25 protein-coding genes and 1 pseudogene are annotated in these 24,115 nt (G+C 65.0%); 11 read left to right on the forward strand and 15 right to left on the reverse strand.

The window, feature by feature from the left end:
* Positions 1 to 64 precede the first annotated feature (64 nt).
* Both ACFYO1_RS33955 and ACFYO1_RS33960 read right to left on the reverse strand, forming a co-directional pair.
* Entirely contained in the window at positions 65 to 1,315 is a 1,251-nt protein-coding gene (locus ACFYO1_RS33955; RefSeq protein ID WP_387240269.1) for an MFS transporter, read from the reverse strand.
* Positions 1,316 to 1,732: 417 nt separating this feature from the next.
* Positions 1,733 to 2,125, reverse strand: coding sequence for a RidA family protein (locus ACFYO1_RS33960; protein WP_387240272.1), 393 nt, complete (start codon positions 2,123 to 2,125; stop codon positions 1,733 to 1,735).
* A 187-nt stretch (positions 2,126 to 2,312) separates the two neighbouring features.
* On the opposite strand from ACFYO1_RS33960, the gene efeU reads away from it, so the two are divergent.
* The 6 genes and pseudogenes from efeU (at position 2,313) to ACFYO1_RS33990 (ending at position 7,359) form a co-directional block, all read left to right on the forward strand.
* Positions 2,313 to 3,215 carry an iron uptake transporter permease EfeU gene (gene efeU, locus ACFYO1_RS33965; protein ID WP_387240275.1) on the forward strand — a complete coding sequence of 301 codons (903 nt, stop codon included), beginning with the start codon at positions 2,313 to 2,315 and terminating at the stop codon, positions 3,213 to 3,215.
* Positions 3,216 to 3,247: 32 nt separating this feature from the next.
* A complete protein-coding gene (efeO, locus tag ACFYO1_RS33970; RefSeq protein ID WP_387241669.1) occupies positions 3,248 to 4,369 on the forward strand; it encodes an iron uptake system protein EfeO in 1,122 nt (373 codons plus the stop codon).
* Positions 4,350 to 5,627: an iron uptake transporter deferrochelatase/peroxidase subunit gene (gene efeB, locus ACFYO1_RS33975; RefSeq protein ID WP_387240278.1), complete on the forward strand. Its 1,278-nt coding sequence runs from the start codon at positions 4,350 to 4,352 to the stop codon at positions 5,625 to 5,627. Before efeO ends, efeB begins: the two co-directional genes overlap by 20 nt.
* Positions 5,628 to 5,694: 67 nt before the next feature.
* Positions 5,695 to 6,204 carry an NUDIX domain-containing protein gene (locus tag ACFYO1_RS33980; protein WP_387240281.1) on the forward strand — a complete coding sequence of 170 codons (510 nt, stop codon included), beginning with the start codon at positions 5,695 to 5,697 and terminating at the stop codon, positions 6,202 to 6,204.
* Positions 6,205 to 6,374: 170 nt separating this feature from the next.
* Positions 6,375 to 6,509: pseudogene (locus ACFYO1_RS33985) on the forward strand (short-chain dehydrogenase/reductase); the annotation flags it as partial.
* A 154-nt stretch (positions 6,510 to 6,663) separates the two neighbouring features.
* Entirely contained in the window at positions 6,664 to 7,359 is a 696-nt protein-coding gene (locus ACFYO1_RS33990; RefSeq protein WP_387240284.1) for a DUF2306 domain-containing protein, read from the forward strand.
* A 13-nt stretch (positions 7,360 to 7,372) separates the two neighbouring features.
* On the opposite strand, the gene ACFYO1_RS33995 is transcribed toward ACFYO1_RS33990, so the two are convergent.
* A complete protein-coding gene (locus ACFYO1_RS33995; protein WP_387240287.1) occupies positions 7,373 to 7,621 on the reverse strand; it encodes a hypothetical protein in 249 nt (82 codons plus the stop codon).
* 161 nt (positions 7,622 to 7,782) lie between these two features.
* On the opposite strand from ACFYO1_RS33995, the gene ACFYO1_RS34000 reads away from it, so the two are divergent.
* Positions 7,783 to 7,860, forward strand: coding sequence for a tryptorubin family RiPP precursor (locus ACFYO1_RS34000; RefSeq protein ID WP_387241672.1), 78 nt, complete (start codon positions 7,783 to 7,785; stop codon positions 7,858 to 7,860).
* Positions 7,861 to 7,940: 80 nt separating this feature from the next.
* The gene (locus ACFYO1_RS34005) at positions 7,941 to 9,002 is read left to right on the forward strand and encodes a cytochrome P450 (RefSeq protein WP_387240291.1); all 1,062 of its coding nucleotides are present in this window, start codon (positions 7,941 to 7,943) and stop codon (positions 9,000 to 9,002) included.
* 11 nt (positions 9,003 to 9,013) lie between these two features.
* On the opposite strand, the gene ACFYO1_RS34010 is transcribed toward ACFYO1_RS34005, so the two are convergent.
* From ACFYO1_RS34010 to ACFYO1_RS34040, 7 genes are all read right to left on the reverse strand, one after another.
* On the reverse strand, positions 9,014 to 9,706 hold the full coding sequence (locus ACFYO1_RS34010) for an aquaporin (RefSeq protein WP_387240294.1): 693 nt from the start codon (positions 9,704 to 9,706) through the stop codon (positions 9,014 to 9,016).
* A gap of 32 nt (positions 9,707 to 9,738) precedes the next feature.
* Entirely contained in the window at positions 9,739 to 9,984 is a 246-nt protein-coding gene (locus tag ACFYO1_RS34015; RefSeq protein ID WP_387240296.1) for a hypothetical protein, read from the reverse strand.
* Between the two features lie 336 nt (positions 9,985 to 10,320).
* The gene (locus tag ACFYO1_RS34020) at positions 10,321 to 11,025 is read right to left on the reverse strand and encodes an SDR family NAD(P)-dependent oxidoreductase (protein ID WP_387240299.1); all 705 of its coding nucleotides are present in this window, start codon (positions 11,023 to 11,025) and stop codon (positions 10,321 to 10,323) included.
* Positions 11,022 to 11,999: a formylglycine-generating enzyme family protein gene (locus ACFYO1_RS34025; protein WP_387240302.1), complete on the reverse strand. Its 978-nt coding sequence runs from the start codon at positions 11,997 to 11,999 to the stop codon at positions 11,022 to 11,024. Before ACFYO1_RS34025 ends, ACFYO1_RS34020 begins: the two co-directional genes overlap by 4 nt.
* Positions 11,996 to 12,340 (reverse strand): hypothetical protein, encoded by a 345-nt coding sequence (locus ACFYO1_RS34030; RefSeq protein ID WP_387240305.1) that lies wholly within the window; start codon positions 12,338 to 12,340, stop codon positions 11,996 to 11,998. The genes ACFYO1_RS34025 and ACFYO1_RS34030 overlap by 4 nt, the downstream gene beginning before the upstream one ends.
* Before the next feature lie 8 nt (positions 12,341 to 12,348).
* Positions 12,349 to 14,145, reverse strand: a complete 1,797-nt coding sequence (locus ACFYO1_RS34035; RefSeq protein WP_387240308.1) for a sulfatase — start codon at positions 14,143 to 14,145, stop codon at positions 12,349 to 12,351.
* The gene (locus tag ACFYO1_RS34040; protein WP_387240310.1) at positions 14,145 to 14,750 is read right to left on the reverse strand and encodes a PadR family transcriptional regulator; all 606 of its coding nucleotides are present in this window, start codon (positions 14,748 to 14,750) and stop codon (positions 14,145 to 14,147) included. The genes ACFYO1_RS34035 and ACFYO1_RS34040 overlap by 1 nt, the downstream gene beginning before the upstream one ends.
* 214 nt (positions 14,751 to 14,964) lie before the next feature.
* Between ACFYO1_RS34040 and ACFYO1_RS34045 the strand changes: the two genes are divergently transcribed.
* A complete protein-coding gene (locus ACFYO1_RS34045) occupies positions 14,965 to 15,225 on the forward strand; it encodes a hypothetical protein (protein WP_387240313.1) in 261 nt (86 codons plus the stop codon).
* Positions 15,226 to 15,902: 677 nt separating this feature from the next.
* Here the strand turns inward: ACFYO1_RS34045 and ACFYO1_RS34050 are convergent.
* The 4 genes from ACFYO1_RS34050 to ACFYO1_RS34065 all read right to left on the reverse strand — a co-directional run bounded on the left by ACFYO1_RS34050 (position 15,903) and on the right by ACFYO1_RS34065 (position 19,084).
* Positions 15,903 to 16,175: a hypothetical protein gene (locus tag ACFYO1_RS34050; RefSeq protein WP_387240316.1), complete on the reverse strand. Its 273-nt coding sequence runs from the start codon at positions 16,173 to 16,175 to the stop codon at positions 15,903 to 15,905.
* Between the two features lie 366 nt (positions 16,176 to 16,541).
* Positions 16,542 to 16,958 carry a SitI3 family protein gene (locus ACFYO1_RS34055; protein WP_387240319.1) on the reverse strand — a complete coding sequence of 139 codons (417 nt, stop codon included), beginning with the start codon at positions 16,956 to 16,958 and terminating at the stop codon, positions 16,542 to 16,544.
* A 6-nt stretch (positions 16,959 to 16,964) separates the two neighbouring features.
* On the reverse strand, positions 16,965 to 18,428 hold the full coding sequence (locus tag ACFYO1_RS34060; protein WP_387240322.1) for a hypothetical protein: 1,464 nt from the start codon (positions 18,426 to 18,428) through the stop codon (positions 16,965 to 16,967).
* A gap of 2 nt (positions 18,429 to 18,430) precedes the next feature.
* Positions 18,431 to 19,084: a sensor domain-containing protein gene (locus ACFYO1_RS34065; protein ID WP_387240325.1), complete on the reverse strand. Its 654-nt coding sequence runs from the start codon at positions 19,082 to 19,084 to the stop codon at positions 18,431 to 18,433.
* 148 nt (positions 19,085 to 19,232) lie between these two features.
* Between ACFYO1_RS34065 and ACFYO1_RS34070 the strand changes: the two genes are divergently transcribed.
* A complete protein-coding gene (locus ACFYO1_RS34070) occupies positions 19,233 to 20,711 on the forward strand; it encodes a DUF4328 domain-containing protein (protein ID WP_387240328.1) in 1,479 nt (492 codons plus the stop codon).
* 274 nt (positions 20,712 to 20,985) lie between these two features.
* Here the strand turns inward: ACFYO1_RS34070 and ACFYO1_RS34075 are convergent, their stop codons facing one another.
* Complete coding sequence (locus tag ACFYO1_RS34075) at positions 20,986 to 21,591, reverse strand: hypothetical protein (protein ID WP_387240331.1); 606 nt, start codon at positions 21,589 to 21,591, stop codon at positions 20,986 to 20,988.
* 636 nt (positions 21,592 to 22,227) lie between these two features.
* Here ACFYO1_RS34075 and ACFYO1_RS34080 point away from each other — a divergent pair.
* Positions 22,228 to 23,187 (forward strand): helix-turn-helix domain-containing protein, encoded by a 960-nt coding sequence (locus ACFYO1_RS34080; RefSeq protein WP_387240334.1) that lies wholly within the window; start codon positions 22,228 to 22,230, stop codon positions 23,185 to 23,187.
* The last annotated feature ends 928 nt before the right edge of the window (positions 23,188 to 24,115 follow it).

The raw sequence follows: 24,115 nt of genomic DNA on the forward strand, positions 1-24,115 counted from the left end.
CGCGTGACGCGCCATGCGTCACGCGTTCGCCCACCATGACGATCGTTCCGCTACACCGCGGCGATCACACCCTGGCGCGGTACTCCTCGGGCACCTCGTTGCGGATCAGGTGCACGCCGCCGATGTAGATCACCGCCACCGCGAGCAGGGCCAGGGCGGCGGAGAGGAAGAAGACGTTCTGCGTCCCGATCCCCACCGCTACGGCGCCGCCGAGGATCGGGCCGACCGCGTTGGCGCCCCAGACGAACGGCAGCGATACGCCGGCCACCCGGCCCATCGCCTCCGGCGGCGTCGCCATCTGGATCATCGTCATGCCGCCCACGTTGGCAACCGGTGTGGTCGCCGCCGAGAGGCCCTGCGAGATCGCGATGATGACGAACGCGAACGTCTTGTTGCCCAGCGTGGCCAGCGGCAGCAGCAGGAACGCGACGGCGAGCAGGGAGTGGGTGAGGACCACGGTCCGGCCCATGCCCAGCTTGGCGTTGATCTTCCTGGACAGCAGCGCGCCGGCGATCACCGCGACGCTGCCGATGCCGAGCGCGAGGCCCAGCTGCGAGGCGGACAGCCCGAGGTTCTTGTAGGCGTAGACGATGATCATGGTCAGCGTCAGCGACACCGCCATGTTGCCGAACGTCGCCATCAAGGCCAGCGAGCGCAGCAGCCGGTTGCCGAACGTGATCACCGCGCCCGCCTTCAGTTCCCGCAGCGTGGCGGCCAGCCCGCGATCGGCAGGCTTGGGCGCGGGTTCCTTGTGCTTGATCAGCCCGAGGGTGATCGCCGCGATGAGATAGGACGCCGCGTCGATGCCGATCGCCTTCGCGGCGCCGACCAACCCGACCAGCCCGCCACCGATCGACCGGCCGGCGACCTGGGCGATCGAGCGGCTCATCTGGGTCGCGGCATTACCCTCCGCCAGATCTTCGCGCGCCAGGATCTGCAGCATATAGGCCTGGTAGGCGAGTTGGAAGACCACGTCGAAGATGCCCTTGAGCAGAGCGACGATGTACACCTGCGTGATCGTCAGGTGCCCGATCACCGCCGCCAGCGGCAGCGAGCCCAGGATGATCACCCGGGCGACGTTCGCGATCATCATCAGCGGCAGCCTGCGCCACCGGTCGGTGAAGACGCCCATGATCGGTGCGAGCAGAACGAACGGTATCCATTGCAGGGCCACCAGCGAGCCGACGCTGAGCGTGCCCGCGCCGAACGCGAGAACCGCCAGTGAGGGCAACGCGATGGTGCTGACTTCGCTGCCTAACAGGCTGATCGATTCGCCGCCCCAGAGCAGGCCGAAGTTACGGTTGCGAATCAACACCGACCGGCGTCGTGTCCCCGTGTCTTTTGATTCATTGCCAGTTGTCGAAGCTGCACTCATAGGTGTCGTCTTCCAGAAAGAGGGTTAGTGTAGTCGTCACTCCTGGCACACCGTAGCAGTACGCGAAAGTTGTTGCCTCACTTCACATAATTTGGTCATTTAATGTTTGCCCGGCAGCGCTCGGCAGGCGGCGCTGTCAACCCGGGTTTGCGGGTCTTGCAGAGTCCTGATCAGGCATGGAGTGCGCGAAAGACGATGTCGCCTCAGGGATGTGTGCGGTCCGCCGCCGAAGCATGACGCTTCACCTGTTTGCGCGGACGCGCGTGGCACGCCGAGGTTGACGTCAGGAGGGCTTGACGTGTCTCGCCGGTTTCGCCGAGGCCGCGTACTCTTGGCGGCCTCGGCGACGACTGCGGCCTACTCGGGGATGAGCGCGATCGCGTCGATCTCGATGAGCGCGCCGGGTCGGCCGTGCTCGGCGGTGGAGATCACCGTGATGGCCGTGCGGTGATTTCCCCAGACCGATTGCGACGCTTCGTATCCCGCGCGCGCGTCGTGTCCGTTGACCAGGTAGATATTCAGTTTGACGACATGTTCCGGCCCGGTGCCCGCGGCGGTGAGCACGGTCAGCACGTTGCGCATCGCCTGTTCGGTCTGCGCCTCGATGCCGTCGAGCAGCTTTCCGCTGCTGTCGGTACCCAGCTGGCCGCCGACGTAGAGCGTCCGGCCGGCCGGGGCGATCACACCCTGCGTGAACGCCGGGCTGTAGGGCAGCTCTTCGGGGTCGAGGTGTGTCGTCTTCAAGGTCATGGATGTGCCTCCCTGTGATGCTGAATTTCCCACCCGGAAGCAGTTTGGCAGCAGGGGGCGACAAGTAGCCGGCGTTCGAGCGGCGGACTCGCCCTACCCGGGTTTCTAAACTGGCTATCTGCGTGTAAGACTAGGTTTGCCTTGCCGAACTGTGGTTAGGCTCGGTTTGGTTCGACTGGGAGTGGATTTGAAAGAGCAGGCGTTCGCTTCCGACGCACCTTCGGTCGCCGCACAATTGTTCGGCAGCGGATTGATCGGACTGCGCGAGGGGCTCGAAACCGGCATCGTGGTCATGATTTTGGTCGCGTTCCTGGTGAAATCACAGCGCCGCGAGGCGCTGAAATGGGTCGCGCTCGGAGTCGGCGCCGCGATTGTGATGGTCGCCGCGATCTTCGTCGGCATTCGCTACGGCACCTCGACGGTGACCGGCCTCGCCGCGGAGCTGATCGCCGGGCTTGCCTCGCTGGCCGCGGTGGTGATCGTGACCTGGATGGTGCTGTGGATGCGGACGGCGTCCCGGACCATCTCGGGGGAGTTGAAGGCCGGAATGTCCCGGGCACTGGACGTCGGTCCGCTGGCGATCGTAGCGCTGGCGTTTCTCGCGGTCGGGCGCGAGGGCGTGGAGACCGCGCTGCTGATGGTCGGTTACGCCGAGAACACCACCGGCAGTTCGTGGCCCTTGATCGGCCTGTTGCTGGGCATCGTGGTCGCGGCGGCGCTGACCGTGCTGATGTATCTGGGCGCCGTGCAGATCAATTTCGCCACCTTCTTCAAATACACCGGCGCCCTGCTGATCGTGGTCGCCGCCGGGATTCTCGCCTACGGCATCCGGGCGCTGCAGACCGTGGACTGGCTGCCGGGACTGGCCCAGAACGCCTTCGACATTTCCTCGTGGTTTTCCATGTCGAGCTGGTACGGCACCGTCGCGCAGGGCATCTTCAACTTCCGCGCCGATCCGACCGTGCTGCAAGTTGTCGCGTGGATCCTCTATGTGGTCGTGGTGTTGTTCCTCTTCCTGCGCCCGGTCCCCGCCGCAAGCCTCAACCGGGGAAATCCCCGGACCCCGACAGATACCGCGGCCACGCCGTGACGACGAAAGGTCCACGCTCCGTGCGTTTTCCCATGATTCCGGTAGCAGTGGCGGTGACGGTGCCCGCGCTGCTCGTTTCGTGCACCAGTAAGACCGACAACGCATCGGCGGGCGAAATCGCGGTCACCGCGAACGACACCAGCTGCGAGGTGGCCAAGGATTCGGCCGACACCGGCCAGGTCACGTTCCGGATCGCCAATAACGGCACCAAGGTCACCGAGTTCTACGTGTACGGCGCCGGCGAGCGCGTCATCGGCGAAATCGAGAACATCGGCCCCGGTCTCACCCGCCAATTGATCGTTTCCGTGCCCGATCCCGGCAAATATCAGACCGCGTGCAAACCGGGCATGGTCGGCGAGGGAATCCGGCATGATTTCACCGTCACCGGACAGGCGCAAAAACGGGATGAATCGGGCAAACTCGCCGAGGCGGCCGCCGGTTACAAGCGCTACATCCTGAGCCAAGTGAGCGCGCTGCAGGACACCACGAAGTCGTTCGTGGCCGCGGTGAAAGCCGGTGATATCGAGTCCGCCAAGAAGCAGTACCCGATCACCCGCACCTACTACGAACGCATCGAGCCGGTCGCCGAGAGCTTCCCGAACGATCTCGATCCGCGCATCGATCTGCGCGAGGCCGATGTCGCGGCGGGCGACAAGTGGACCGGGTTCCACCGGCTGGAAAAGGATCTGTGGGCCCAGGGCCTGCAACCCGACACCAACCAGATCGCCGACCAGCTCCTCGCCGACATGGGTGAACTGGCGGCGGGTGTGAGCGCGGCCGCCTACACCGTCGATCCGGTGCAGGTCGCGGGTGGCGCGCAGGGTCTGCTCGACGAGATCGCGCGGACCAAGATCACCGGCGAGGAGGACACCTTCTCGCACACCGACCTGTGGGACTTCCAGGCCAACGTCGACGGTTCGCAGGCGGCGATCGCCAGCCTGCGGCCGATCCTCGACGAGCGCAACCCCGAACTCGGCACCCAGATCGACCGGCGCTTCGCCGAACTCGACAGCGAACTGGCCAAGTACCGGCTGGGCGACGGACATGTCAGTTATGAGACGGTCAACAGCGATCAGCGTGCCGCACTCGCGCGGCAGATCGACGCGCTGTCCGCGGTAGTGAGTCAGGTGCAGGGTGTCGTCGCAGGATCGTGACCCCGGACGGGGCGGAATTTCCCGGCGCGGACTGATCGGGTCGGCGGGGTTCGGCGTCGCCGCCGCCGGTGCGGGTGTGCTGGCCGGGCGGATGTCGAGCAACGCCGCGGCGGCCAGTGCCTCCGGCATCGTGCCGTTCCGCGGCGCCAACCAGGCCGGCATCGTCACCCCCACCCAGGACCGGCTGCATTTCGCGGTGTTCGACGTGCACACGCGCTCGCGCGACGAACTCATCGATCTGCTCAAGACCTGGACCTCGATGGCGGAGCGGATGACCTCCGGTCGCGAGGCCGAGCCGGGCGGCGCCGTCGGCGCGGGCGCGTACAAGCCGCCGACCGACACCGGTGAGGCGCTCGACCTGTCCCCGTCCCGGCTCACCCTCACGATCGGTTTCGGTCCGTCGCTGTTCGCCGGCGCGGACGGGGCCGACCGTTTCGGTATCGCCGCGCGCAAGCCGAACGCGCTCGTCGATCTGCCGAAGTTCACCAAGGACGCGCTCGAACCCGCACGCTGCGGTGGCGACATCGCCATCCAGGCCTGCGCGGACGACCCGCAGGTCGCCGTGCACGCCATCCGCAACCTCGCCCGGGCCGGCTTCGGCGCGGTCTCGGTGCGCTGGTCTCAGCTCGGTTTCGGTCGCACGTCCTCGACCTCGACCAGTCAGACGACCGCCCGGAACCTGCTCGGTTTCAAGGACGGAACCCGCAACATCAAGGCCGAAGACCACGACACCGTCAACAAGTTCGTCTGGGTCGACCGTGCCGACGATCAGGCCTGGATGGCCGGCGGTTCCTACCTCGTCGCCCGGCGCATCCGCATGCTGATCGAGCCATGGGACCGCACCACGCTGCACGAGCAAGAGCGAGTCATCGGGCGCACCAAGGGATCCGGCGCCCCGCTGGGCGCCCGCGACGAGTTCGACGAGCTGGACCTGCAATCCGCCGGTCCCTCCGGCCCGCTGGTGGACACCGACGCCCACGTACGCCTGGCCTCCGCCGAGGAACTGGGCGGCATCCAAATCCTGCGCCGCGGTTACAACTTCACCGACGGCTCCGACGGTTTCGGCCACCTGGACGCCGGCCTCTTCTTCATCGCCTACTGCCGCAACCCGCAAACCCAATTCGTCCCCATGCAAAACAACCTGGCCCGCAACGACGCCCTCAACGAATACATCAAGCACGTAGGCTCCGCAGTCTTCGCCGTTCCCCCAGGCGTAGGCCCCAACGACTATTGGGGCTCAACCCTTTTCACCCCCTGACCCGAGCGCAGCGCCGGATGCCCCGTCCATACAATCCAGCGTGGCGACCGACGGCTGAGGGGGAGCGATGCGGGACTGGAAGTACTGCCCGAAGTGTGGCTCGGCACTGGCGCGCTCCGGGAGCGGTCGTGAGATCCGGGCTGTCTGCGCGCGTTGCGGGTACGTCAAGTACGACAACCCGTTGCCGACCACGATCGGCCTGGTTGTCCGAGGTGATCGGGTGTTGTTGCTGCGCAGGGGAATCGAGCCGGAGTTCGGGAAGTGGGACACCGTCGGTGGGTTCATGTCCGGGGACGAGACCGCCGAGGAGGGCCTGCGGCGGGAGGCGCGCGAGGAGATCGGCCTGGAGGTCGACGGGCTCTCGTTCGTCGGCTCATTCTCCTCGGTGTACGGCGATACCGGGCTGCGCACAATCGGTCTCGCGTTTCGGTGCTCCATCGCTGATGACCAGGTGATCGAGTTGTCGGGGGAGAACACCGAGTATCGCTGGTTCGATCTGGGGGAGCTGCCCGACGTCGCTTTCGCGGATGTGCGAAAGGCGTTGGCGCAGTTGCAGTCTGCGCGCTCATCCGGTTGATCTCGGTCGAATTCAGTCGGTAAATCTCGCTGGCTGTACGTCGGTGGGCCCGTAGCCCCCGTCTTCGCCTTACTCCACAAAACTTACACGTGTTACCTCTTGCGCTCGATGAGCTAACAGTCGTAGCCTTACGGCGTTAGTTCAGTGGATCGGGCGAGTGAGGTAAGCGGATGGGCAAGGTTTGGTTCATTACCGGGGTGTCTCGGGGGTTGGGGCGGGAGTGGGCTTCGGCGGCGCTGGATCGGGGGGATCGGGTTGCGGGGACGGCCCGGGACTTGGCGGCGGTGGCGGATCTGGTCGATTCGGCGAAGCCGCCGCTGCGCCTGCTGCTGGGGGACACGGCGGTGCGGATCGTGACGCAGGAGTACGAATCCGGGCTCGCGGTGTGGCGCGAATGGCAATCCGTTTCCACAGCGGCACAAGGCAATTGACAACCCAAGCTGAGCATCGGAGTTTCTTATGTCCGCAGTCATGTCACCGGCCGTGCGCCGGCGGTGGTGGTGGTTCCTGTGGGGCCTGCTGGTCGTGTTCGCGATCGGTATCGCTGCCTTCTTCGTGACCCCGTACCTGATGAACAGTTCGACCGTGCCCATCGACCGGAGCATCGTGGGGTACTACCTGAGCCTGGTCGTGCACGCGGTGCCCGCCGGCCTGGCGTTGATCATCGGACCATGGCAGTTCGTGCCGCAGCTGCGGGCGCGCTTTCCGAGATGGCACCGGATGGCGGGCCGGGTGTACCTGATCTCGGTCGTGGCGGCCGCCGCCGCGGCATCGTATGCGGCGGCGGTGACGCCGAGTGGCTTCGCGTTGCAGGTCGCGTTCTACATGCTGGTGGTGGCGTGGCTGTACACGGCCGCGCAGGGCTATCGAACGATTCGGCGCGGTGAGGTGAAACTGCACCGGATCTGGATGATCCGCAACTACGCCTTGACCTTCGCCGCCGTGACGCTGCGCCTGTACCTGCTCGCCGGCACGGAATTGGCGAAAGTCGTTCCGTCACTGGAGTATCGGGACATCTACACCGCGAGCGCGTGGGCGTCCCTGCTGGGCAATGTGCTGGTCGCGGAATACTTCATCATCCATGCCACGCTGGACCCGTTGGTCCGCCGGAGGCGAAACGCCGAGGCACCAAGGCCGTTGAGCAGAACCCGCTGATCGCCGGACGCCCTTATTGCCCATCCACGGCGAGCGTCCCGAACCGGCTGACGTTCGCGTGGTTGTGCCCATCCGCGCTGGTGATCACGACCTCGGTCGGATTGGTCAGCGCGATGCAACAGTAGTTGTCCCCGTCTCGCTGAACGGTGATCGACAACAGTCGCCGGTTGGCATCCCGCTGCCACTCCGTCATGGCGTCGTATAACCCTCGCATGGAAGGGTTCTCGAAGTAGACGAGATTGTGCTTGTTGTTATCCGACATGAGTCAACGGTACAGAGTGCGTAAGTCGCGCGTCACCGGCACATCATCTGGTCATAAATTCTTCGAGAAATGCCTGCCGCCCAACGGGTTTCGCATACGCTCGTCGTGTGCCTGCGATCCAGGTACACGCACCGAACACACTCACAACCGGAGGTGGAGTCATGACTATCGTACGTATGGTCAAACGGATCAAGCAGGAGAAGAGTCTGAAGAAGTACGCCTGGTACGGCTGGATCTGACTCTTCCGGCACCTTGTCGCACTCGCGCCCGCCGGTCACCCTGCCGGGCGCGAGTCCCGCCTGACATCCGGGGGTTCGTCATGTCCATACGGCACACGGCCGGAAATTCGCGGACCATCGTCTTCGCCCCGCGTATCGCCGAACTTTTCGAAAAGTATTGTGGTGAAGACCTATTCAGACTGGAGCCGGACACCATCGGAATCGCCGGCGCCGATCTGATGGACGCGGTGCTCGGCGCCCGGCCCGCGCGGCCCGACGAACGACCGACCTTCAAACCCGTCCGCGGACGGCTGGTCGATCGGGCCGACGCCTCCAGATTCATGCAGGCGGTCGGCGCCGACGTGCGCACGGCGTTGAAAACTCCGCTCGAAGCCGATGATTCGCTCGTCGGCGTGTGGCCGCAACGAGCCCACGATTACGTGCGCGATCTCGTCTTCGGTGGTGAAGACATCCGTTTCCGCGTGCTGGTCGACCGCAGACTCGAACTGACTCCGAAGCTGACCTGGTCGGTGGTCACCTCGGGCGCCGCGTTGATCGGCCGGACGGGCGCGGAGCGTCCGCTGTCGAAGCTGGCCGAACACGTTTTCCAGGCCAACAGCTTTCGCGATCGCCGATACGCGATGTACCTCTATCGCAGAGTGGCGGCGCCGGTGTGTTTCACGGTGGCCGCCCTGGCTACCAGCGCGCTGTGGCTGGCATCGCCGCTGGACCCCGAAACCTCGAACCGCAACATTCTGCTGGAAGCCTTGCGTTTGCTCCCGCCGTCCTGGAACCTCCTGCGTCTCAAGGGTTCCGAGTTCCCGGCCGTCGACGCCCGCATCACTACGGGTGACGACCTGCTCCTGCTGCCCTTGCTCAGCCAGCGCGACCCGCGCCTCTGGGAGGCACCCGGTGAATTCCGCCCGGAACGCTGGAACAGCCTCGACCCCGAAACCCACCCCGGCTACCTCCCATTCGGTCATGCCTCGGAACGATGCTGGGGCCGCCACATGGTCATGCCCCTGGCCGAACGCATCCTCGACCTCGCCCGCCGCGACGGCCTCCGCGTCGACCCGAACCAGACCGTCGGGAAGGTCGATCTCGACGGTCTGCTGGAACTGGCGTCGGTCCGAGTGTGCTCGGGATCGACTGCGGCACAGTAGAAAACGGCCCGTTAGACGTCCGATCGATTGAGTAGCCGGAACGTCAGGCCTGCTGCGGCGCCGCCCAGCAGTTCGACGATCGGATAGAGCAGAGTCCATGGGCCGAACAGGCCGAGTACCTGCCCGCCGAAAAGCACGGCGGGATTGAACACCGCACCGGAGATGCCGCCCACCGCGATGGCCCCGGCCGCCACGGTGAACCCGATGGCCAAGCCGTAGAACGAGTTGTTCGGATGGTCGGCGCTGGTGGCCACATTGAGCACGACGTAGGCGAGGGCGAAGGTGAACAGGAGTTCTGCGACCAGCGCGTCGGCCAGCAGATGACCCGTCGGGTTCACGGCTGCTCCGCGAGCCGGGCCGGCGATGAGGCGCACGACCACCGCCGCCACCAGCCCGGCCACCACCTGGGCCGACCAATAACCGGCGGCGACCGCGGCGCCGACGCCGCCGCGGATCAGTGCCGCCAACGTCACCGCGGGGTTGTAGTGCCCACCGGAGATGTGGCCGCCCGCGTAGACCATGACCATGAGCGCCGCTCCGATTGCCAGCGGCGCGAGCGAACTCCCGCTGTACACCGCCGATCCGACCGTGAAGACGAGAAAGAAGGTGCCGATCGCTTCGACGGCCAGCTTGCGGGCCATGTCCCGGCCGGGTGTGTCGAGCTTGGTGCGCGCGGCTGTCGCGGTGGGTGCTGAGGTAGCCATTGTCCGATCTCCACTTTTCCACTTGCGATGGGTTATGTCTCGGCCGGCGTTCGCAGTTCGTATTCCCGCAGCAGCGCGGCGGCGCCGTCGTGCCGGCGCAGTCGGCCATCGGGATCCAGGCAGACCTCTCCGCAGAAGTTCGAGGCTGTGCGGGTAAGGTCGGGCAACAAGTGTCCGCACACCCAGAACGCCGCTGCCGCAGCGTCATACGCCACGGGAAATCGGCAGATGCCGACGTCGGTAACGGATGCACCGGAGGTCGCGGATCGCTCGTCCATTCCTGACTCCTCGCGTCTGCCGGCCGCGCAGGCAACCCGCGAGCATCGTCGCAGCAGCCTGCTGTCAGATGAAACGTATTGCCCGCCTGCGTGGTTCAGCCAAACGATCAGCCCCCTTTACCGCCCGCAGCCCGCGATGCACGCCTATCGCGTTGGCAGTGACCATTTTTCGAGGCGACGCTCGTTAACCGGACACGGGTGCCACCGTGAGACCGAGTGCGGCGTCGGCAATCGCAACAGTGATCGACACACCGAGCCGCTCAGCATACTCACGCACGCGGAGGCCGATATCGCGAACTTGGTTCAGGGTTCCCTGCTGGTTCCGGCCGGGCTGAATCAGAGATCCGCGTGGGAGTACGCCTCGGGTTTCCGTGCGCCCATGGCCAATATGGCGCCCTGGATGGACGCGGCGCGCGGGGAGACGAGGAACCGGATGGCTTCCGCGACCGCGCCGGGGTCATTGTCGTGGTGCGGGTCCACGGCATTGACCCGTACCCCTTTCGGCCCGTACTCCGCCGTCCACAACATGGTCAATGTGTTCAATGCTGCTGTCGCGGCTTGTATCAGGGTCCGGTCGCCGGGTCTCGTCGCGGTGTCGAGGCCGCCGACATCGACGATCGCGCCGCGGCCGCGGGCGGCCATGGCGGGCGCGAACGCACCGGTCAGCAGGGCCGGTGTCTTCACGTTCAGGTCGAACGCCAGGTCGAATACGTGCTCGGGGGAGCCGTAATCGGCTTCACCGGCATTGTTGATCAGCACCTCCACCGGCGCTCCGGCCAGCAACCGGGTTATCGTGTCGATCAGGCGATGGACCGCGGCGCAATCACCGAGATCGGCGACCACCTCCATCGCGCGTCCCCCGGCCCACTCGATCAACTGCCGAGTCTCCCGCACACCGGCACTGTCACGACCACACACGACCACCGAAAACCCGTCCTCGGCCAATCGCAACGCGATCTCCTGCCCGAATTCTCCGGTCGAACCGGCGACCACCGCCCACGAATTCCGATCTCGGCTGCGGCCCATTGCCTCTCGATTCATCGGATGTCCACTCCTTGCCTTCTGCTGCGAGATTGGTTGTTGCGGTGGTCGTCTGAGGCGAGGACCGCAGGAAAATGTTGTTCGTCCTGAATGCGCGCTGAGACCGTGCGGAAGCCGGCGTTGCCCATGGTTGCCTCGGGGGTGTTCGAGGATCGGGCGGCGGTGCGGTATCTGGAGCAGTAGCTGTCGTGGCACAGATATGAGCCGCCGCGCAGTACTCGCGATTCCCCGGCCACGGCGCCTTGTGGATCGCGCACGTGCCCCGCTCGAGCGTTGTGGCCGTAGGTGTTCGGGGAGAACAGGTCATGGCACCACTCCCAGACGTTGCCTGCGGTCTGCCAGAGTCCATATCCGTTGGGCTGGTACGAGCGCACCGGCGCGGTGGTCAGGAATCCGTCCTCGCAGGTGTTGACGTTCGGGAAGGTGCCCTGCCAGATGTTGGCGCGCCACTGCCCGTCGGCGCCGGGGGCTTCATCACCCCAGGGATAGCGGGTTCCGGACAGCCCGCCGCGCGCGGCGAATTCCCATTGCGCTTCGGTCGGAAGCGCTCGGCCCGCCCAGTCGCAGTAGGCGACGGCGTCGTGCCAGGACACCTGGACGACCGGATGGTCGGCGCGGTCGTCGATGCTGGAATGCCGTCCTTCGGGGTGCCGCCAGGTGGCCCCCGCGACTTCTACCCACCAGGGACTCTGCGGTGCGTGTCCGATGAGGTCGTGCTCGTCGGCAGCCAGTACGAGATGGAATACGGCGGAGGATCCAAGTTTTTCGGCGGCGGTGCGATATCCGGTGTGTGCCACGAACGTCGCGAAGGCGGCATTGGTGACGGTGGTCGTGTCGATGCTGAACGGCGACAGTTCCACGGTGTGCACCGGCGTCTCCCCGTCGGCGTGAAATCCGTCGCGGTGCGGGTCGCCCATCGCGAACGTCCCGCCGGGCAGGTGTGCCTGTTGGATCGGGTGGCGGTCGGAGTTCATCGAATCCCCTCGGTCAGGCGGGTGCGTTGCCGTTCGACGTCGGCGGGATAGGTGCGATAGAGAACGGTGCAGAAGGCGGCATTGACGAGCATGAGAATGCCTGGAATCCAGAGCATTACACCGCGCGTGCCGATCACGTCGGTGAGCAGTCCGGCGGCGAGGTTGAACAGCGCGTAGGCGAGCGCTTCGAACACCGACAGCGGCAATGCGAAAGCGGCGCCGCGCATTTCGGGCGGTACGACCGCCGCCACGATGGGCCGGTTCACCCCCGGATTCAGAGGGACGAGCACCGGCGCGGCGTCGGTGAGTGCCGCGGACGCCGGCACGAGTTTGTCTATCACGGCAGGTCTCACTGAGGGTGGCGGGAGATCGGCAGGCTCTCGGCCAGTGCCCGATCGAGGCGGTGCAGGGTCTGTCCGGTCAGCGCCGGGGTGAAATCGGCGAGGTCGAGGAGGGTGACCGAGCCGGTCTGCTCGGCGATGCGGGCGACCGCGGGCCCGAGCGCCGCCTCGACGATCGCGCGGGTGCTCGCGGCGGCGAGGAGTTCGGTGATCGGTGTGTTCACCCCGGGCCGTCCGGTGGGGAAGTCCGCCGGAACCGGTAGCGGGGCAACGGCTTCCTGGTAGGCGCGCAGTTGAGTCCGGGCGAGTAGGTGCCGGGAGTCGGCGGGTCCCTCGAGCGGCAGGCCGAGGCGGACGAACTGGGACTCCGGCGCGTCGTTCGCGCGCATGAGTTCCAGCAGGAGGTTGATCATCCGCAGTTCGAGGTCGTCGTCGATCATCGGGTTCGCTTGGCGGGGATCACTTTCCAGGTCGAACAGGGCCGTGCCGAAGTCGTACGGGTCGCCGACGGCGAAACCGGGTACCTGCAGCACCGGGACGTTCTTGGTGAACGGCAGCGGGCCGGCCAGTTGCGCGTTCTCCAGTTCACCCGGGGTGAAACGGGACGCCATGTGTGTCGGCATCAGGGTGTGCTCGAAAAGCGGTGCGTTGCCTGGGGCGGCCGGGGCTCGCAGGTACACGTACCGTCCGTCGGTGACGTTGACGTGCCCGCCGAAGATCCCGAACAGCGCCCCGGCTCGGCGCTTGCCCGGCGCGGGGTCGCGTAGCAGCGAAAGCAGGGACCGCCCTTGCATGTCCGCGGTGGGCTGGAGCCCGAAGAAGTCCAGCAGTGTGGGGCCGAAGTCGATGGTCTGTACCAGGTCCCGGCAGGTGCCCGCTTTCGTCCGGGCCACCGGATCCCAGACGAACAGTGGTGTGTGGATGTTCTCGTCGTACCAGGGCTGGACGTTCTTGCCCCACCAGCCGTGCTCGCCGAGCAGGAATCCGTGGTCGGTGCACACGATCAGCAGTGTGTCGTCCCACAGACCCAGCTCGTCGAAGACGTCCAGGACGCGACCCAGCGACGCGTCGCACATGGTCAGCAGCGCGGCGTACTCGGCGCGCGCACGGTCCACGGTTTCCGGATCTTCGGCCACGCGTTTGTAATCGGGCCACGCCGGGGACTCGCTCGCCGCGTCCAGGGCGGGATAGTGGCGCTGGTGTTCGCGGTGGGAGAAGTAGGGTTCGTGCGGGTCGAAGCATTCGATCTGCAGGAACCACGCGTCCTCGGTGTGATTGGTGCGGATGAACTCGAGGCCGGCGTCCACCGTTCGGATCTGTGGGTGATCGGCCGGTTCGGTCAGGTACTGCCGGTTGATCAGGTCCTGCCGCCACAGGTGGTGGCGGACCCGGCGCGGGCTCGGTGGTTGCGGTGGGTCGGCGACCTGCCCTTTCCACGCGTCGCCCTCTTGGCCGCGGAAGAACTCGAAGGTGCGGAATCGGTTGTGGTATGTCGCTCCGCCGTCCTCCCAGTAGTGCGGATGGTCGGTGACCAGATGCGAGTAAACCCCTGCCGCGCACAGCAATTCGGGGACCGAATCGTCGAAGGGTTCCAAGGGGCCCCAGGAACGGTGCAGGAAGTTGTGGCGGCCGGTGTGCATCTCGCGGCGGGCGGGCATGCACGGCATCGAGCCGCCGTAGCAGTTGTCGAACCGCACCGTGTGCGCGGCGAGGCGGGTGAAGTTCGGCGCGTGTACCCAGTCGGCGCCGTAGGGCGGCAGGAACCGGCGGTTGAGACTGTCGAACAACACCATGACCGCGCGCATCAGTTGCCCGCCTTGCGATTTCCGGCGTGGCCTGCCTCGTCGGTGGCCGCGCGGGCCTCCAATTTCTCCAGCAACTGCTCGAGCCACGCGATCCAGCCGTCGATCTGCTGCTCGCCCTGGCGCCGGATCTGACGTGCGATGAAATCCATGGCATCCGCATCGATTTCGGGCCGATTGCCGTCGGTCTCGGTGTCGTACGGGCGGTTTCGGTTGAGTCGCACCTGCTCGTGCCGCGCTGCCAGTTCCTCCCGGACGAGTTCGAGCGTGCCCGGCTCGCCGAGCATCATGCTGACGCGGAGCCGGAACGCGAACTCCGGATCCTGGAACCGGCGCGGCGGCAGGTACGCCGAGCGCACCCAGCGCCGCAGCCGTGCCATTCCGGCCTCGGTGACGGTGTAGATCTTCGCGTCCGGTCCGCCGTCGCGGGGATCGGTCCGCGACGCCACGGAGCCCTCGCCCAGCATGCGGTTCAGCTCGCGGTAGATCTGGCTGGCATGGCGGTCCAGGCCGACGAACTTGCCCTCGATATCGCACCACCGCTTGATGTCGTAGCCGCTCATCGCCCGGGCCGCGAGCAGACCGAGCAACGGATATTCGAGCTTCATCGGCCCCTCCTGATATAGGTGCAAAAGCACTAGGTGCAAAAGCATATAGCTAGAGTGTCGGGTGCGCCAGCGGTACGGTGCGAAATCCGTACTGGCCCAGGACCTCAGCGGGGGACGGGCTCGCCGCAGCCCGAGGTCACCTGCCTGATGAGAGCCACTGGCATGGGCCAACTCCACGCTCGTCCGCGACGACGCCATTGGGTCGGTCCGCGTCATGAAGTCGAGCGGTTCGGGGCTCCTCACCGCAATCGGCAACCTGAGCCTGTGCCGGTCCCCGCTACGACCCGGACTCGTCGACCGATTCCGGGAGGTGATGTTCCCGGTCACCGGAGCCACGGGCGCGGAACGTATCCACGACGGCTATCCCGACATTGCCCTCGACATAATCGAGCACCGCACCTTCGACGGCCGCGTCCAGCTGGTCGAGTACAAGCCCCGGGTGCTGGAGCATCCGCCCCTCATCGGCCCGGCGTGACGTCCGCCGGCCTGGACCGTCACGCCCCGTGCTGCCTCCATCGACGCGAGACCCACTGTGCCGCAGAGCGTCCGGTTGTAGTAGGTCGCAGACGGCCGGGGCGTGGACTCGATCGGTGGGGCCGGAGGCATACGGCTGAGCCAAGGGTGTGCCCCAGGCCCGCTTGCCGATCGATCTGCCCAGATCGACTCTGAGCAGCGCGCATTCTTGAAGGAGTTCGGGGACTGAGCGGGCAGGAGCAGATCGACCGGCCGTGCCGAACTGAGCATCCCCGAACGTCCGCTACTGCCGATTTGCGTGCGTCCGACTGACCCGTCATCCGGACGAGCCAGCCGGTCGCTACCACTCGACTCCTCCCCTATCTAGTTGACGATTGCACCCTCTACCGGCGAACCATCACACGCAGCAACAATCGATCCGAGAAAGTTCTGTCGTGGTTACGAATGCCGGGGCGGTGACACGCGGTAGCACCAGTGCAGCGCCTCGCGTGGTAGTCGCCGACAAGCGCAGCGCGATCCTGGCCCCGTCACGTAAAGCGCTAGTCCGAGCCGATGTAGCTAGGCGCGTCGAGCTCGCCGGATCTCGCGCCTCGTGGCGCCTATGTTCGGGCTGAACGCTGCGGGGTTCGGTAGGCGGTGAACAGTGCGGTCACCATTTTCACCCTCGTCGGCGGTGGTCTATCGCCGGATGCTACTGATCACCCCCGATATCCCTCCGGCCACGAACATCGCTGCAAACAACGCAACCAAGATCCACTCAGCCCGATGCTGCCACGCGATCACTGCGGCGACCAGGCAACCAATGAAGGCCGAGACCAAGCTACCCAGCACCATCGTGGCCTTGAAACGCAGCGAACGATCATCGACCCAGATTCGCACCACCTGGAAACTCATTCCGAAGATGAAGTTCACAGCCACGGCGACGTACACGATCACCACAAACGCGCTCACACCGCCAGTGTGCCGGATTCAGTTGTCGCTCATATGATTTTGCGATCACGAACAACCACCGCGTCGCCGGACCGAACGGGCAGTTGTCCACGGTGTAGTCGCCGAGGTCAGGAGACCCGATGACCAGATCTTCTGATGCAGCAGGCAACCCGAGCCCTATGGCGGACAGCGCCACACGGACACCGGCGATCAATTGCACCGGGTCACCCATCGTGATGGATCCACCAGTACACCGAGTGAGCCGCCGCTACCTGCGAGTACTTCAACCGTCCTTGATCGACCTCCCGGTCACCGCGAGCAGCGAGGTGTCCGGAGTCCTGTGCGCAAGAATCACCGCACCTACCAGGATGCTGCTCGGCAATCGCGCTAGTCTTCTGAAAAGTGCAGGGGCGCGCGTGAATACGGTTCGGGAAGGGCCGCGAGACGCAGCGGGGTCCAGGCGTCGCCGCGGTTACTGACGACGAGACTTCCCACACGGCGGATGAGCCAGATGTCATCGTATTGATGGTGCAGGATCGCGTCGCCGGTGGTGCGTCTCAACAGGTCGCTGACGATTCGGGTCATGGTGTTGTGCTGCTCGGCTATGTGATCCCCCGACAGCGCGAACTGAACCCACACCGTCGACCGGATACCGAAATCAATCCAGATCGGATCGCGGTCGGAAGGGATTTTGGCACCGACATCGAGCCAGCCCGGGGCCATGCTGCCTACTGCCGCCGCCCACGCCCAGATCTTTGTGGTGGGTTCGGCGGTTGCGATTTCGAAGCTGAATTCGACGGCCACAAGCAGTTACCAGGGGTAGAAGTAGATGATATTGAACTTCTCGCGGTCGTTGTCGTCACGCCTGATCACGATGATCTCCTCCAAGCCGTCAACCGGCCAGTCCTCCAGTTGTTTTCGGAGCGACTCCATGGTGACCTCGCTGTCGGCCAGATTGAGAACGACTCGGGTGGTCTGCTCGCGCTCGATCTTGCCCCGGATCTCTCCGTCGAGGATATTGCGGGGGTTGGTCGTCCTGGGAGCATAGTTGTCGAAGATCAGGCCGTCGAGCAAGTAGTCGGGCCGGGTCCCTCCCGGCACCTGGGGGCGTTGCTCCACGTCGTAACCTGCCCGCGCGAGGATTTCGGCGGATTCGTTCTCCCGTCGGTGCGAACGTTGGGTCTCCTCGTCATCGGTCGGATCGACGCGCTGGGGCGTGCCGGAGGGTCTGGCGTTCGGATTCGGTGGATGCCTCGGCAGCGTTCGGCTGGGCTGCGGTGGAGGTGGTGGTGGCACCACCTGTACCTCGGTGATGGTGATATCGCTGCCGCTGAGCGATGCCTGTGCTCGGCCGCCCTGGCGGATGGCGTCGTCGACGGCGGACTGGCTAGGGCTTGTGCCGCCCGGCGGTGTCACGATGAGTCCGGTGTAGGTGCCGTCGGGTTTGCGTACGACAGCGTCGAATTGCCGGGTACCACCGCCGCTGAGTACCGCGACCTGCTGCTCGGACATCCTGCCCACGGTCTCCGGTGTCAACCGTGCGGTCACCGGCCGAGCGAGGACCTGCACATTCCGATTCTGGGCGTATGCGCGCAACGCGGCTGCTTGATGTTGCGTGCTGGCGGTATTGCCACTGGCGGGCTGCTGAGGCGCCTGGATTCCGGTCGGTGCTTGCCGTTGTGGCTGATTTCCGGGCTGCGGCTCGGACCGCGGGGGCGCGGCAGCCCGACTCGCCTCTATCGCCAGTCTGGCCAACTCGGCCTCGATCGCCTCGGTTTCCTGCGTCAGTGCTTGCCACAGCGTGGTCAACGCCTTGAGTTCGGCATTGTGAGATTCCACTTCGCCGTTGTAGGCACTGAAGTCGGCATCGAGAGCGTCTACTTTCGCGTTATACGCGTTGACCTGAGCATTGAACTGCGCTACTGCACCGCCCGATGCGGTCGGCGGCGGTCGCCGCGCCTCCAGTGACCGCAATTCGGCCTTCAGAGCCGACTCTCGAGTTTCCAAGCCCTGGAGGCGGCTGTTCAGCCGCGATTCCCGCTGCTTCTCGGCGTTGACACGAGTCTGGAACGACTCCGACCTGGCGTTGAAGGTGGCGATGCGCTGGCTCAGGGTCGGCGGGTTGGTCTCACCCTGCGGGATCGGGGAAACAGCACCCGGCGGCGGTCGCGGCGTGGCAGGCGGCTGAGCCACCCCGAGCGAGCTCGAACCGAGCGAAATCGCCAGCGTGGCAAGCAGTATGGAAAGACGGTGGGCGCCTCTACGCACAGTCACTCCTACAGCCGACTCGACAGTTTATCGGCGATCGCCGCCGCTGCCGGTTGCCCGTTGCCGGACTGGCACAGGGCCACCTGCACGAGCGTCGCCTGTTTCAGCCGAACCTCCCGGAAGCATCGCCATGTCGTGGCATCGAGTTGTTCGGCGTTCCAGCGCAACACTTCTCCGCTTGTGACATCACCGTGGTTGCGCCACTTGGAATCCGTGACACCTCCCGCGCCGATAACTACGGTCTCCCTGTCGCCGCACGCAACCAGCGCGTCGGACAATCGAAGGAATGCTCCGCGCGCCTGCTCTGGGCCTGCGTAGCGGCCCACCGCCTGAGTCAGGCTGTGGTCCCAAGTGCTGGATGATTCCTGAAAGGTGGTGAGCCGGAACTGGGTCCATTCACTCCCGTACACCGCCTCGGATGCCGGACTCGCGCCCGTCCCGCATTCGGGTGGCGTAGTCGGCTGTGCGGCTACGGGTTTGGTGGCATCGACTCGGGACATGAGAGTCGAGCCGACCTCGACACTCGCATCGGCGAGCCCGATCAGTGCCGCGTCGATACTGCCAGGCGTGAGGTTGTCGGTAGCACTGCCGCCGACCTTGCAGCCCACCAGCACACACCCGAGCAACACCAAAGAAATCATGCGTGTCACGATCTGCCCCATCTCGCACCGCCCACCCGTCGTGCTCAGACCTGACACAATCATCGCACCGAGACCGGCGGCTCGCACAGCGTTGCGGGACAGCATTTTTCGGGACACGCCACAGCGCAGGCATCGAGACCGTGGCTCGCACGTCGGCCGCCCCCGGTCGATGAACATCAGCGCGTCCATGTCGCTCAGAGAGGTGCCGCGCGCCATCAAATCCTGCAATACTGGCTCCTGGTGGTTTGCAGTACTACCGCTTGGGGGATTTATGGCTATGGACGATGCCGGATACGTTCGCAGCGTGGGTTTTTCGCCATCTACGACAGCACCGTTTCATTCGGTGCGCCGGCTTGGGCTCGTCGTTGTCGCCGGTGCTGCGGCGGTCACGGTATTGCGTGCGATCGAGCTGGTGCTGAACTGGGTGCTGATCGGGGTGCTTCACGATGTTCCGTGGGCGTTGAGCTATGAATCGACGTGGTTCACAGCGCTGGAAACATCGGCATCGGCGGGCAAGGTTGTGGCATGGACAGCGCTGGGGCTACAGGTGCTGACCGGTGTCGTGTTCATCGCCTGGATCCACCGGGCCCGGCGCAACGCCGAAGCGCTGTGTACCGCACGACATCGGTGCGCGCGCGTGTGGATCATCGCGGGATTTCTCCCGGTGGTGAATTCGGTGATCCCGCCACTGCTGGTCGACGACATCCAGCGCGCGAGCGACCCCGCCACCCCGCGCAACGCTGTACGCCTGCCGCCCAACACGACGACCGGGTACGTCGTGGCTTGGTGGTTGTGCTTCGCGCTCGGCACCATTGCGATTTTCGTGGCGTCGCTGCTGTCGCTCGGCATCAGGTACCGGCTCTCGTTTTCGGCGGGCCCTGCCCGCGCCGGGCTGGTGGTGCAGTTCGCCGGCATCATCCTGTTCGTCGTCGCCGTGGTCGTGCTGGCAGTGCTGCTTGCCCGAGTCGTGCGCTGGCAAGACACGCGGGCTCAGCTCATCGACGCGCCGCCGACAGTGGCCGGCGATCACTTCGCGGCGCGCGACGTGCCGGGTCAAGGCCTCGGGATCCTCACGGCTGTGTTGAGCTGCGCTGTCGCGGTCGGGCCCGCGCTGATCGCTCTCGCTTCTCCCCGAAACCCGCTGGTACGGCACATTTCCGGACCCTTCGGTGGCTACCCCTGGCCGGACGATCCGGCGGTGGATACCTGGATACCGCTGACGTTGCTGGGTGTCGCGATCTGGGTCGTCACGCTGATCTCGGCCGGGGTGTTGTTCGTGTGCTGGCTGTGGCGGGTCAGAGTCCATAGCGGGCGGATGAGCCGTGCGGGTACACACATGCTCGAGCAAGGTTGGGTGATCGCCGCGTGGTTCGTCCCGGTGGCCAATCTCGTACTGCCCGCGCTCGTCGTGGGGGACGTATATGGCGCCAGCCGCCAATACGTACACGCGGCCGCCACAGGGGCGAACGTCAGCCCGCTGGTGGTGTGCTGGTGGCTGAGTTGGCTCGCGACCTGGACCGGAACCTGCCTCACGCTGCTGATCAGGCAGCCGCTGATGTGGTGGGGTACGAGCGCATTGTTCGCACTGACCGCGTCGCTGCTGGCTGTTATCATCCGGCGAGTCGACTACGGGCAACAGACGGCATAGATGCTTCGAGTTCTCGCGTACGAATGAACCGCACGACCACGTCAGCAGCATGAATCCTGAGGCACCGCGAGGTTAGCCCCATACGATTCGGGTCGCAATCGCAGTGCACCCGGCGGCCGACCAGCATCAGCGCTCGGCCACACCTCAGCCAAACATCCTGTATCGCCGCATGGCGCGCGGTTCGCCGTGACCATGCGGCACCCTCGGAAGATCAACAGGCGGAGATCATCTCGGCCTGCCGAATGCGCCATATTGCCGAATTGAGTCCGGTAGCTCATCTCCACTCGACACCGAGGTTGCGGCACAAGGCGCGGCCGATTTCTCTGGGATTGCCCAGAAACGAGCTACCCGCGTTGAAGCCATGGAAGATCGTGGCAGTGTGGTTGGAGAACGAGGTCGCCGGGATGTCGAGGACGGTTCGCAGGTCGTGGATGGTCGGGACGTCGAGTGTCAGACTCGCCCCGGACGGCGACACCATCGAGACTCTTTGAGCAACCCCGGAGTTGGTTTCGTAGTCGGTCCATTCCGGTGTCACCCACCCAAGCAGGGTGCCGTGCGCGACAAGCTCGGGTTGCCGACTACTGCTCCGGAAGAGCGAACGTGGCTGGTCGGTGTTCGCCCGAATAACCCGCCACTCGACGTGCGTGAGATCGGCAGGACCACTCTGATTTGCGAACAGTACACCGGCCGCCCTGATCGGATCGTCGACCGCCCAGTCTGGGCGGTGCCCGGCCGCGGTGACCACAATCAGCGGACCGAACGGCAGACGCGGCTTGCCTGACCAAATGTCTTGTGCAAGTACATATGCTGCCATCTGCTCGGGCGTCAGGATCCCACGGTTACGCAAAGCCTGCACCATTTGAAGTGCCTGCTCCTCCATTCGCTTCCATACGCAGGGCTCGCATAGAGTGCGCACGGAGCCAGGTTTCCGGAGGCCACCGTGAAGGAGCAGATGCACCTCGAGTGGTTCCTCCAGCGCGTGGCCCAAACATAGATCAGCCGCGCATCGTGTGCATACGGCGACTGGAACCAACCCACATTGGCAGTTTCTCGCTCTCATCACGGCAATCGTATGGAGGGAAGGAGCCCCGTCCTCGGAGCGCTCGAATTGGGATGCCAGGTCCGTGCATGCCCGGTCCTGCGCCAAACATCCTCTACTGCCATTCACCGATTTCGAACGCACTGTCATGCCGCTTATCGGTCGAGCCGAACACGAGATCACCTGCCACGCAGGGCATCCTGTAATGCCGATTTGGGTGTACGCGGCAGGCAAATTGCGCAGGTCTCGCAGAAGATAAGTCGGTGATCGCCAGAGTCGAGAAGCGCACGAAGAGGTCGGTGTTGCCATCGTGCCGGCACATCCGTGCCGGCGCCGGCATCAGCTACGTCCGGCGTGGCTTGCTCCTCATCCGTGCCCACCGTGGGCTACGGGCTATCCGCGGGTAGCGAACTGGGGAAGGAATGGACAGAACCTAGTGGCGATCATGTGGCGATCCCTGCACAGTGAACAGATCGGGTGCAGAAAGCATTGATCCACACCGCTATTCGGGGGGCTGGTGGAATGTCGGCACGGTACGAGATCGAACGTCACGACGCGCGGGACAGCGGCCGGTCGGGTGTCCAGGAACAGGTTGGTAACTGTGCAATCGTGCGCGGGGTGCCCCATGCGGCATTGCGAGACACAGTTGCCGGGTACGTGGGTTATCGGACGCTGAGTCCAGGCCCGGTGTTTCGTCAGTTGTTCCCGCGGGGGTGGGTGACAGTGCTGTTCGGGCCGCCCCTGCCGAACGGTTTGATCGTTCCGGTGACTGGTGTGCACGATCGGGTCGTGCGTTTCACCCAGCAGGGGCGGCACAGGGGTATTGCGGTAGGACTGGCCCCGACTGCGGCGTTCGCGCTGCTGGGCGTCGAGATGTTCGAACTCGGGAACAGGCAGGCCGATCTGGTCGACTTTCTCGGCACCGCGGTGAGTGAGGTCATCGAACGACTCGCGGAGGCTGCCGATTGGCGGTCCCGGTTCCTCACCTTGGACCAGTTTCTGCTTTCCACGCTGGAGCCCCGGCCTGTCAGAGACGATTTGGTGGGCTATGCCTGGCAGTGCCTCCAGCACGCCTACGGCACGATGTCGATCACCTTGTTGGCCGAGCAGCTCGATGTCAGTACACGAACCCTGGAACTTCGCTTTCGCCGCGAAGTCGGTGTCTCACCGAAAAACGCGGCACGCATCCTGCGCTTCCAGCACGCCGTACGTCTGCTCGAGCACAGCGACCAGGACCGGATGACGTCGATCGCTCATGCTTGCGGCTACGCCGATCACGCGCACTTCGCCCACGAGGTCCGAGCGATGACCGCGTGCACACCCACCCAACTGCGGGCCGCCCTGCGACCTCACCCGCGGGCCGCCCTACTGATCGGAACGCGAGATCAGCCGCCGACCCGTGACGATCGCCTCGGCTCCGATGTGGGCCCCGGTTGAACTGATCGACGGTGATCCCGGACTGAGCGGTGGACCACGCACGCCAGTCTCCGCGACGGGCCGACCATGTGCGCCGCTTTCGGATTTCTACAAGCCCGAGAAGGTGTGCCGACACTATCGTTTGGCGTGGATTGTTCCGAACGGCAGCAAGTGCTGGCCCACCTGCCGGACCACGGGCTTCGGCAGAAGCATTCCGCGTGGTCGGCAGACGCTGCCCTGCGGATACTCCGGCAGGTACACCACTGGGGGACTCAGGGGGATTCGATGTCTGGGTACCAAATTTTATCCGGCTCAACTCAGAAGAACTGAGGTAAAGGTTATGCGCGCACTCACTCGACTTATCGTCGGACTGTTCACCACCGGTGCAACATTATTGATCATTTTCGTTCCGGCTCACGCCGAACAGGGGGCCCCAGCCGACCCCGGCAGGTGCAGCTACTACATCGAAGGCACCTGTATGCGGTACTACACCACTTATCCGACCTGGGAGGAATGCATGGCTAACCAAGCGCGAGTTGGTGATGAGACTCGAAGCACCCTTACACAATGCGTCGAAAAGTACGGTTACACCAACTTGTATATCGGTGGTCATTACTGATCGGGATCTACGAGCGTGGACGCAACTAGAACGGAATGCTTAAGCCGGCTAGGGCCCGCGATGGATGAGTCACGTACCACTGACGCGCAATGCGTCGAAAAGTATGGTTACTGGAATTTGTATGTCGGCGGGCATTACTGATCTCTTGCAGAGGAGGTGGGTGTGGCGAGAACGCCGGTTTATTCGACTACGTCGACGCTGCCTTCTATACGCGGCGCGCGATTTACGCAGCGTCAGTAATTCGGTGGCCGATGTCGCCGTCGGCCCGATGCCACATCCTCTCACCCGGTCCGCAAGTGTGTACACGGCTGGCGTCGCATGGGTTTCCGA

The sequence above is a fragment of the Nocardia sp. NPDC006044 genome (assembly GCF_042871115.1).
In the GTDB taxonomy this organism is placed as follows: domain Bacteria; phylum Actinomycetota; class Actinomycetes; order Mycobacteriales; family Mycobacteriaceae; genus Nocardia.

What these genes read in the sequence shown, in the direction of transcription:
- ACFYO1_RS33960 (WP_387240272.1), bottom strand. Translation starts at nt 2,125, where the DNA reads ATGACCTTGAAGACGACACACCTCGACCCCGAAGAGCTGCCCTACAGC.
- efeO (WP_387241669.1), top strand. Translation starts at nt 3,248, where the DNA reads ATGATTCCGGTAGCAGTGGCGGTGACGGTGCCCGCGCTGCTCGTTTCG.
- ACFYO1_RS33980 (WP_387240281.1), top strand. Translation starts at nt 5,695, where the DNA reads ATGCGGGACTGGAAGTACTGCCCGAAGTGTGGCTCGGCACTGGCGCGC.
- ACFYO1_RS33990 (WP_387240284.1), top strand. Translation starts at nt 6,664, where the DNA reads ATGTCCGCAGTCATGTCACCGGCCGTGCGCCGGCGGTGGTGGTGGTTC.
- ACFYO1_RS33995 (WP_387240287.1), bottom strand. Translation starts at nt 7,621, where the DNA reads ATGTCGGATAACAACAAGCACAATCTCGTCTACTTCGAGAACCCTTCC.
- ACFYO1_RS34000 (WP_387241672.1), top strand. Translation starts at nt 7,783, where the DNA reads ATGACTATCGTACGTATGGTCAAACGGATCAAGCAGGAGAAGAGTCTG.
- ACFYO1_RS34005 (WP_387240291.1), top strand. Translation starts at nt 7,941, where the DNA reads ATGTCCATACGGCACACGGCCGGAAATTCGCGGACCATCGTCTTCGCC.
- ACFYO1_RS34010 (WP_387240294.1), bottom strand. Translation starts at nt 9,706, where the DNA reads ATGGCTACCTCAGCACCCACCGCGACAGCCGCGCGCACCAAGCTCGAC.
- ACFYO1_RS34015 (WP_387240296.1), bottom strand. Translation starts at nt 9,984, where the DNA reads ATGGACGAGCGATCCGCGACCTCCGGTGCATCCGTTACCGACGTCGGC.
- ACFYO1_RS34020 (WP_387240299.1), bottom strand. Translation starts at nt 11,025, where the DNA reads ATGAATCGAGAGGCAATGGGCCGCAGCCGAGATCGGAATTCGTGGGCG.
- ACFYO1_RS34025 (WP_387240302.1), bottom strand. Translation starts at nt 11,999, where the DNA reads ATGAACTCCGACCGCCACCCGATCCAACAGGCACACCTGCCCGGCGGG.
- ACFYO1_RS34035 (WP_387240308.1), bottom strand. Translation starts at nt 14,145, where the DNA reads ATGCGCGCGGTCATGGTGTTGTTCGACAGTCTCAACCGCCGGTTCCTG.
- ACFYO1_RS34040 (WP_387240310.1), bottom strand. Translation starts at nt 14,750, where the DNA reads ATGAAGCTCGAATATCCGTTGCTCGGTCTGCTCGCGGCCCGGGCGATG.
- ACFYO1_RS34045 (WP_387240313.1), top strand. Translation starts at nt 14,965, where the DNA reads ATGAAGTCGAGCGGTTCGGGGCTCCTCACCGCAATCGGCAACCTGAGC.
- ACFYO1_RS34065 (WP_387240325.1), bottom strand. Translation starts at nt 19,084, where the DNA reads ATGGGGCAGATCGTGACACGCATGATTTCTTTGGTGTTGCTCGGGTGT.
- ACFYO1_RS34070 (WP_387240328.1), top strand. Translation starts at nt 19,233, where the DNA reads ATGAACATCAGCGCGTCCATGTCGCTCAGAGAGGTGCCGCGCGCCATC.
- ACFYO1_RS34075 (WP_387240331.1), bottom strand. Translation starts at nt 21,591, where the DNA reads ATGGAGGAGCAGGCACTTCAAATGGTGCAGGCTTTGCGTAACCGTGGG.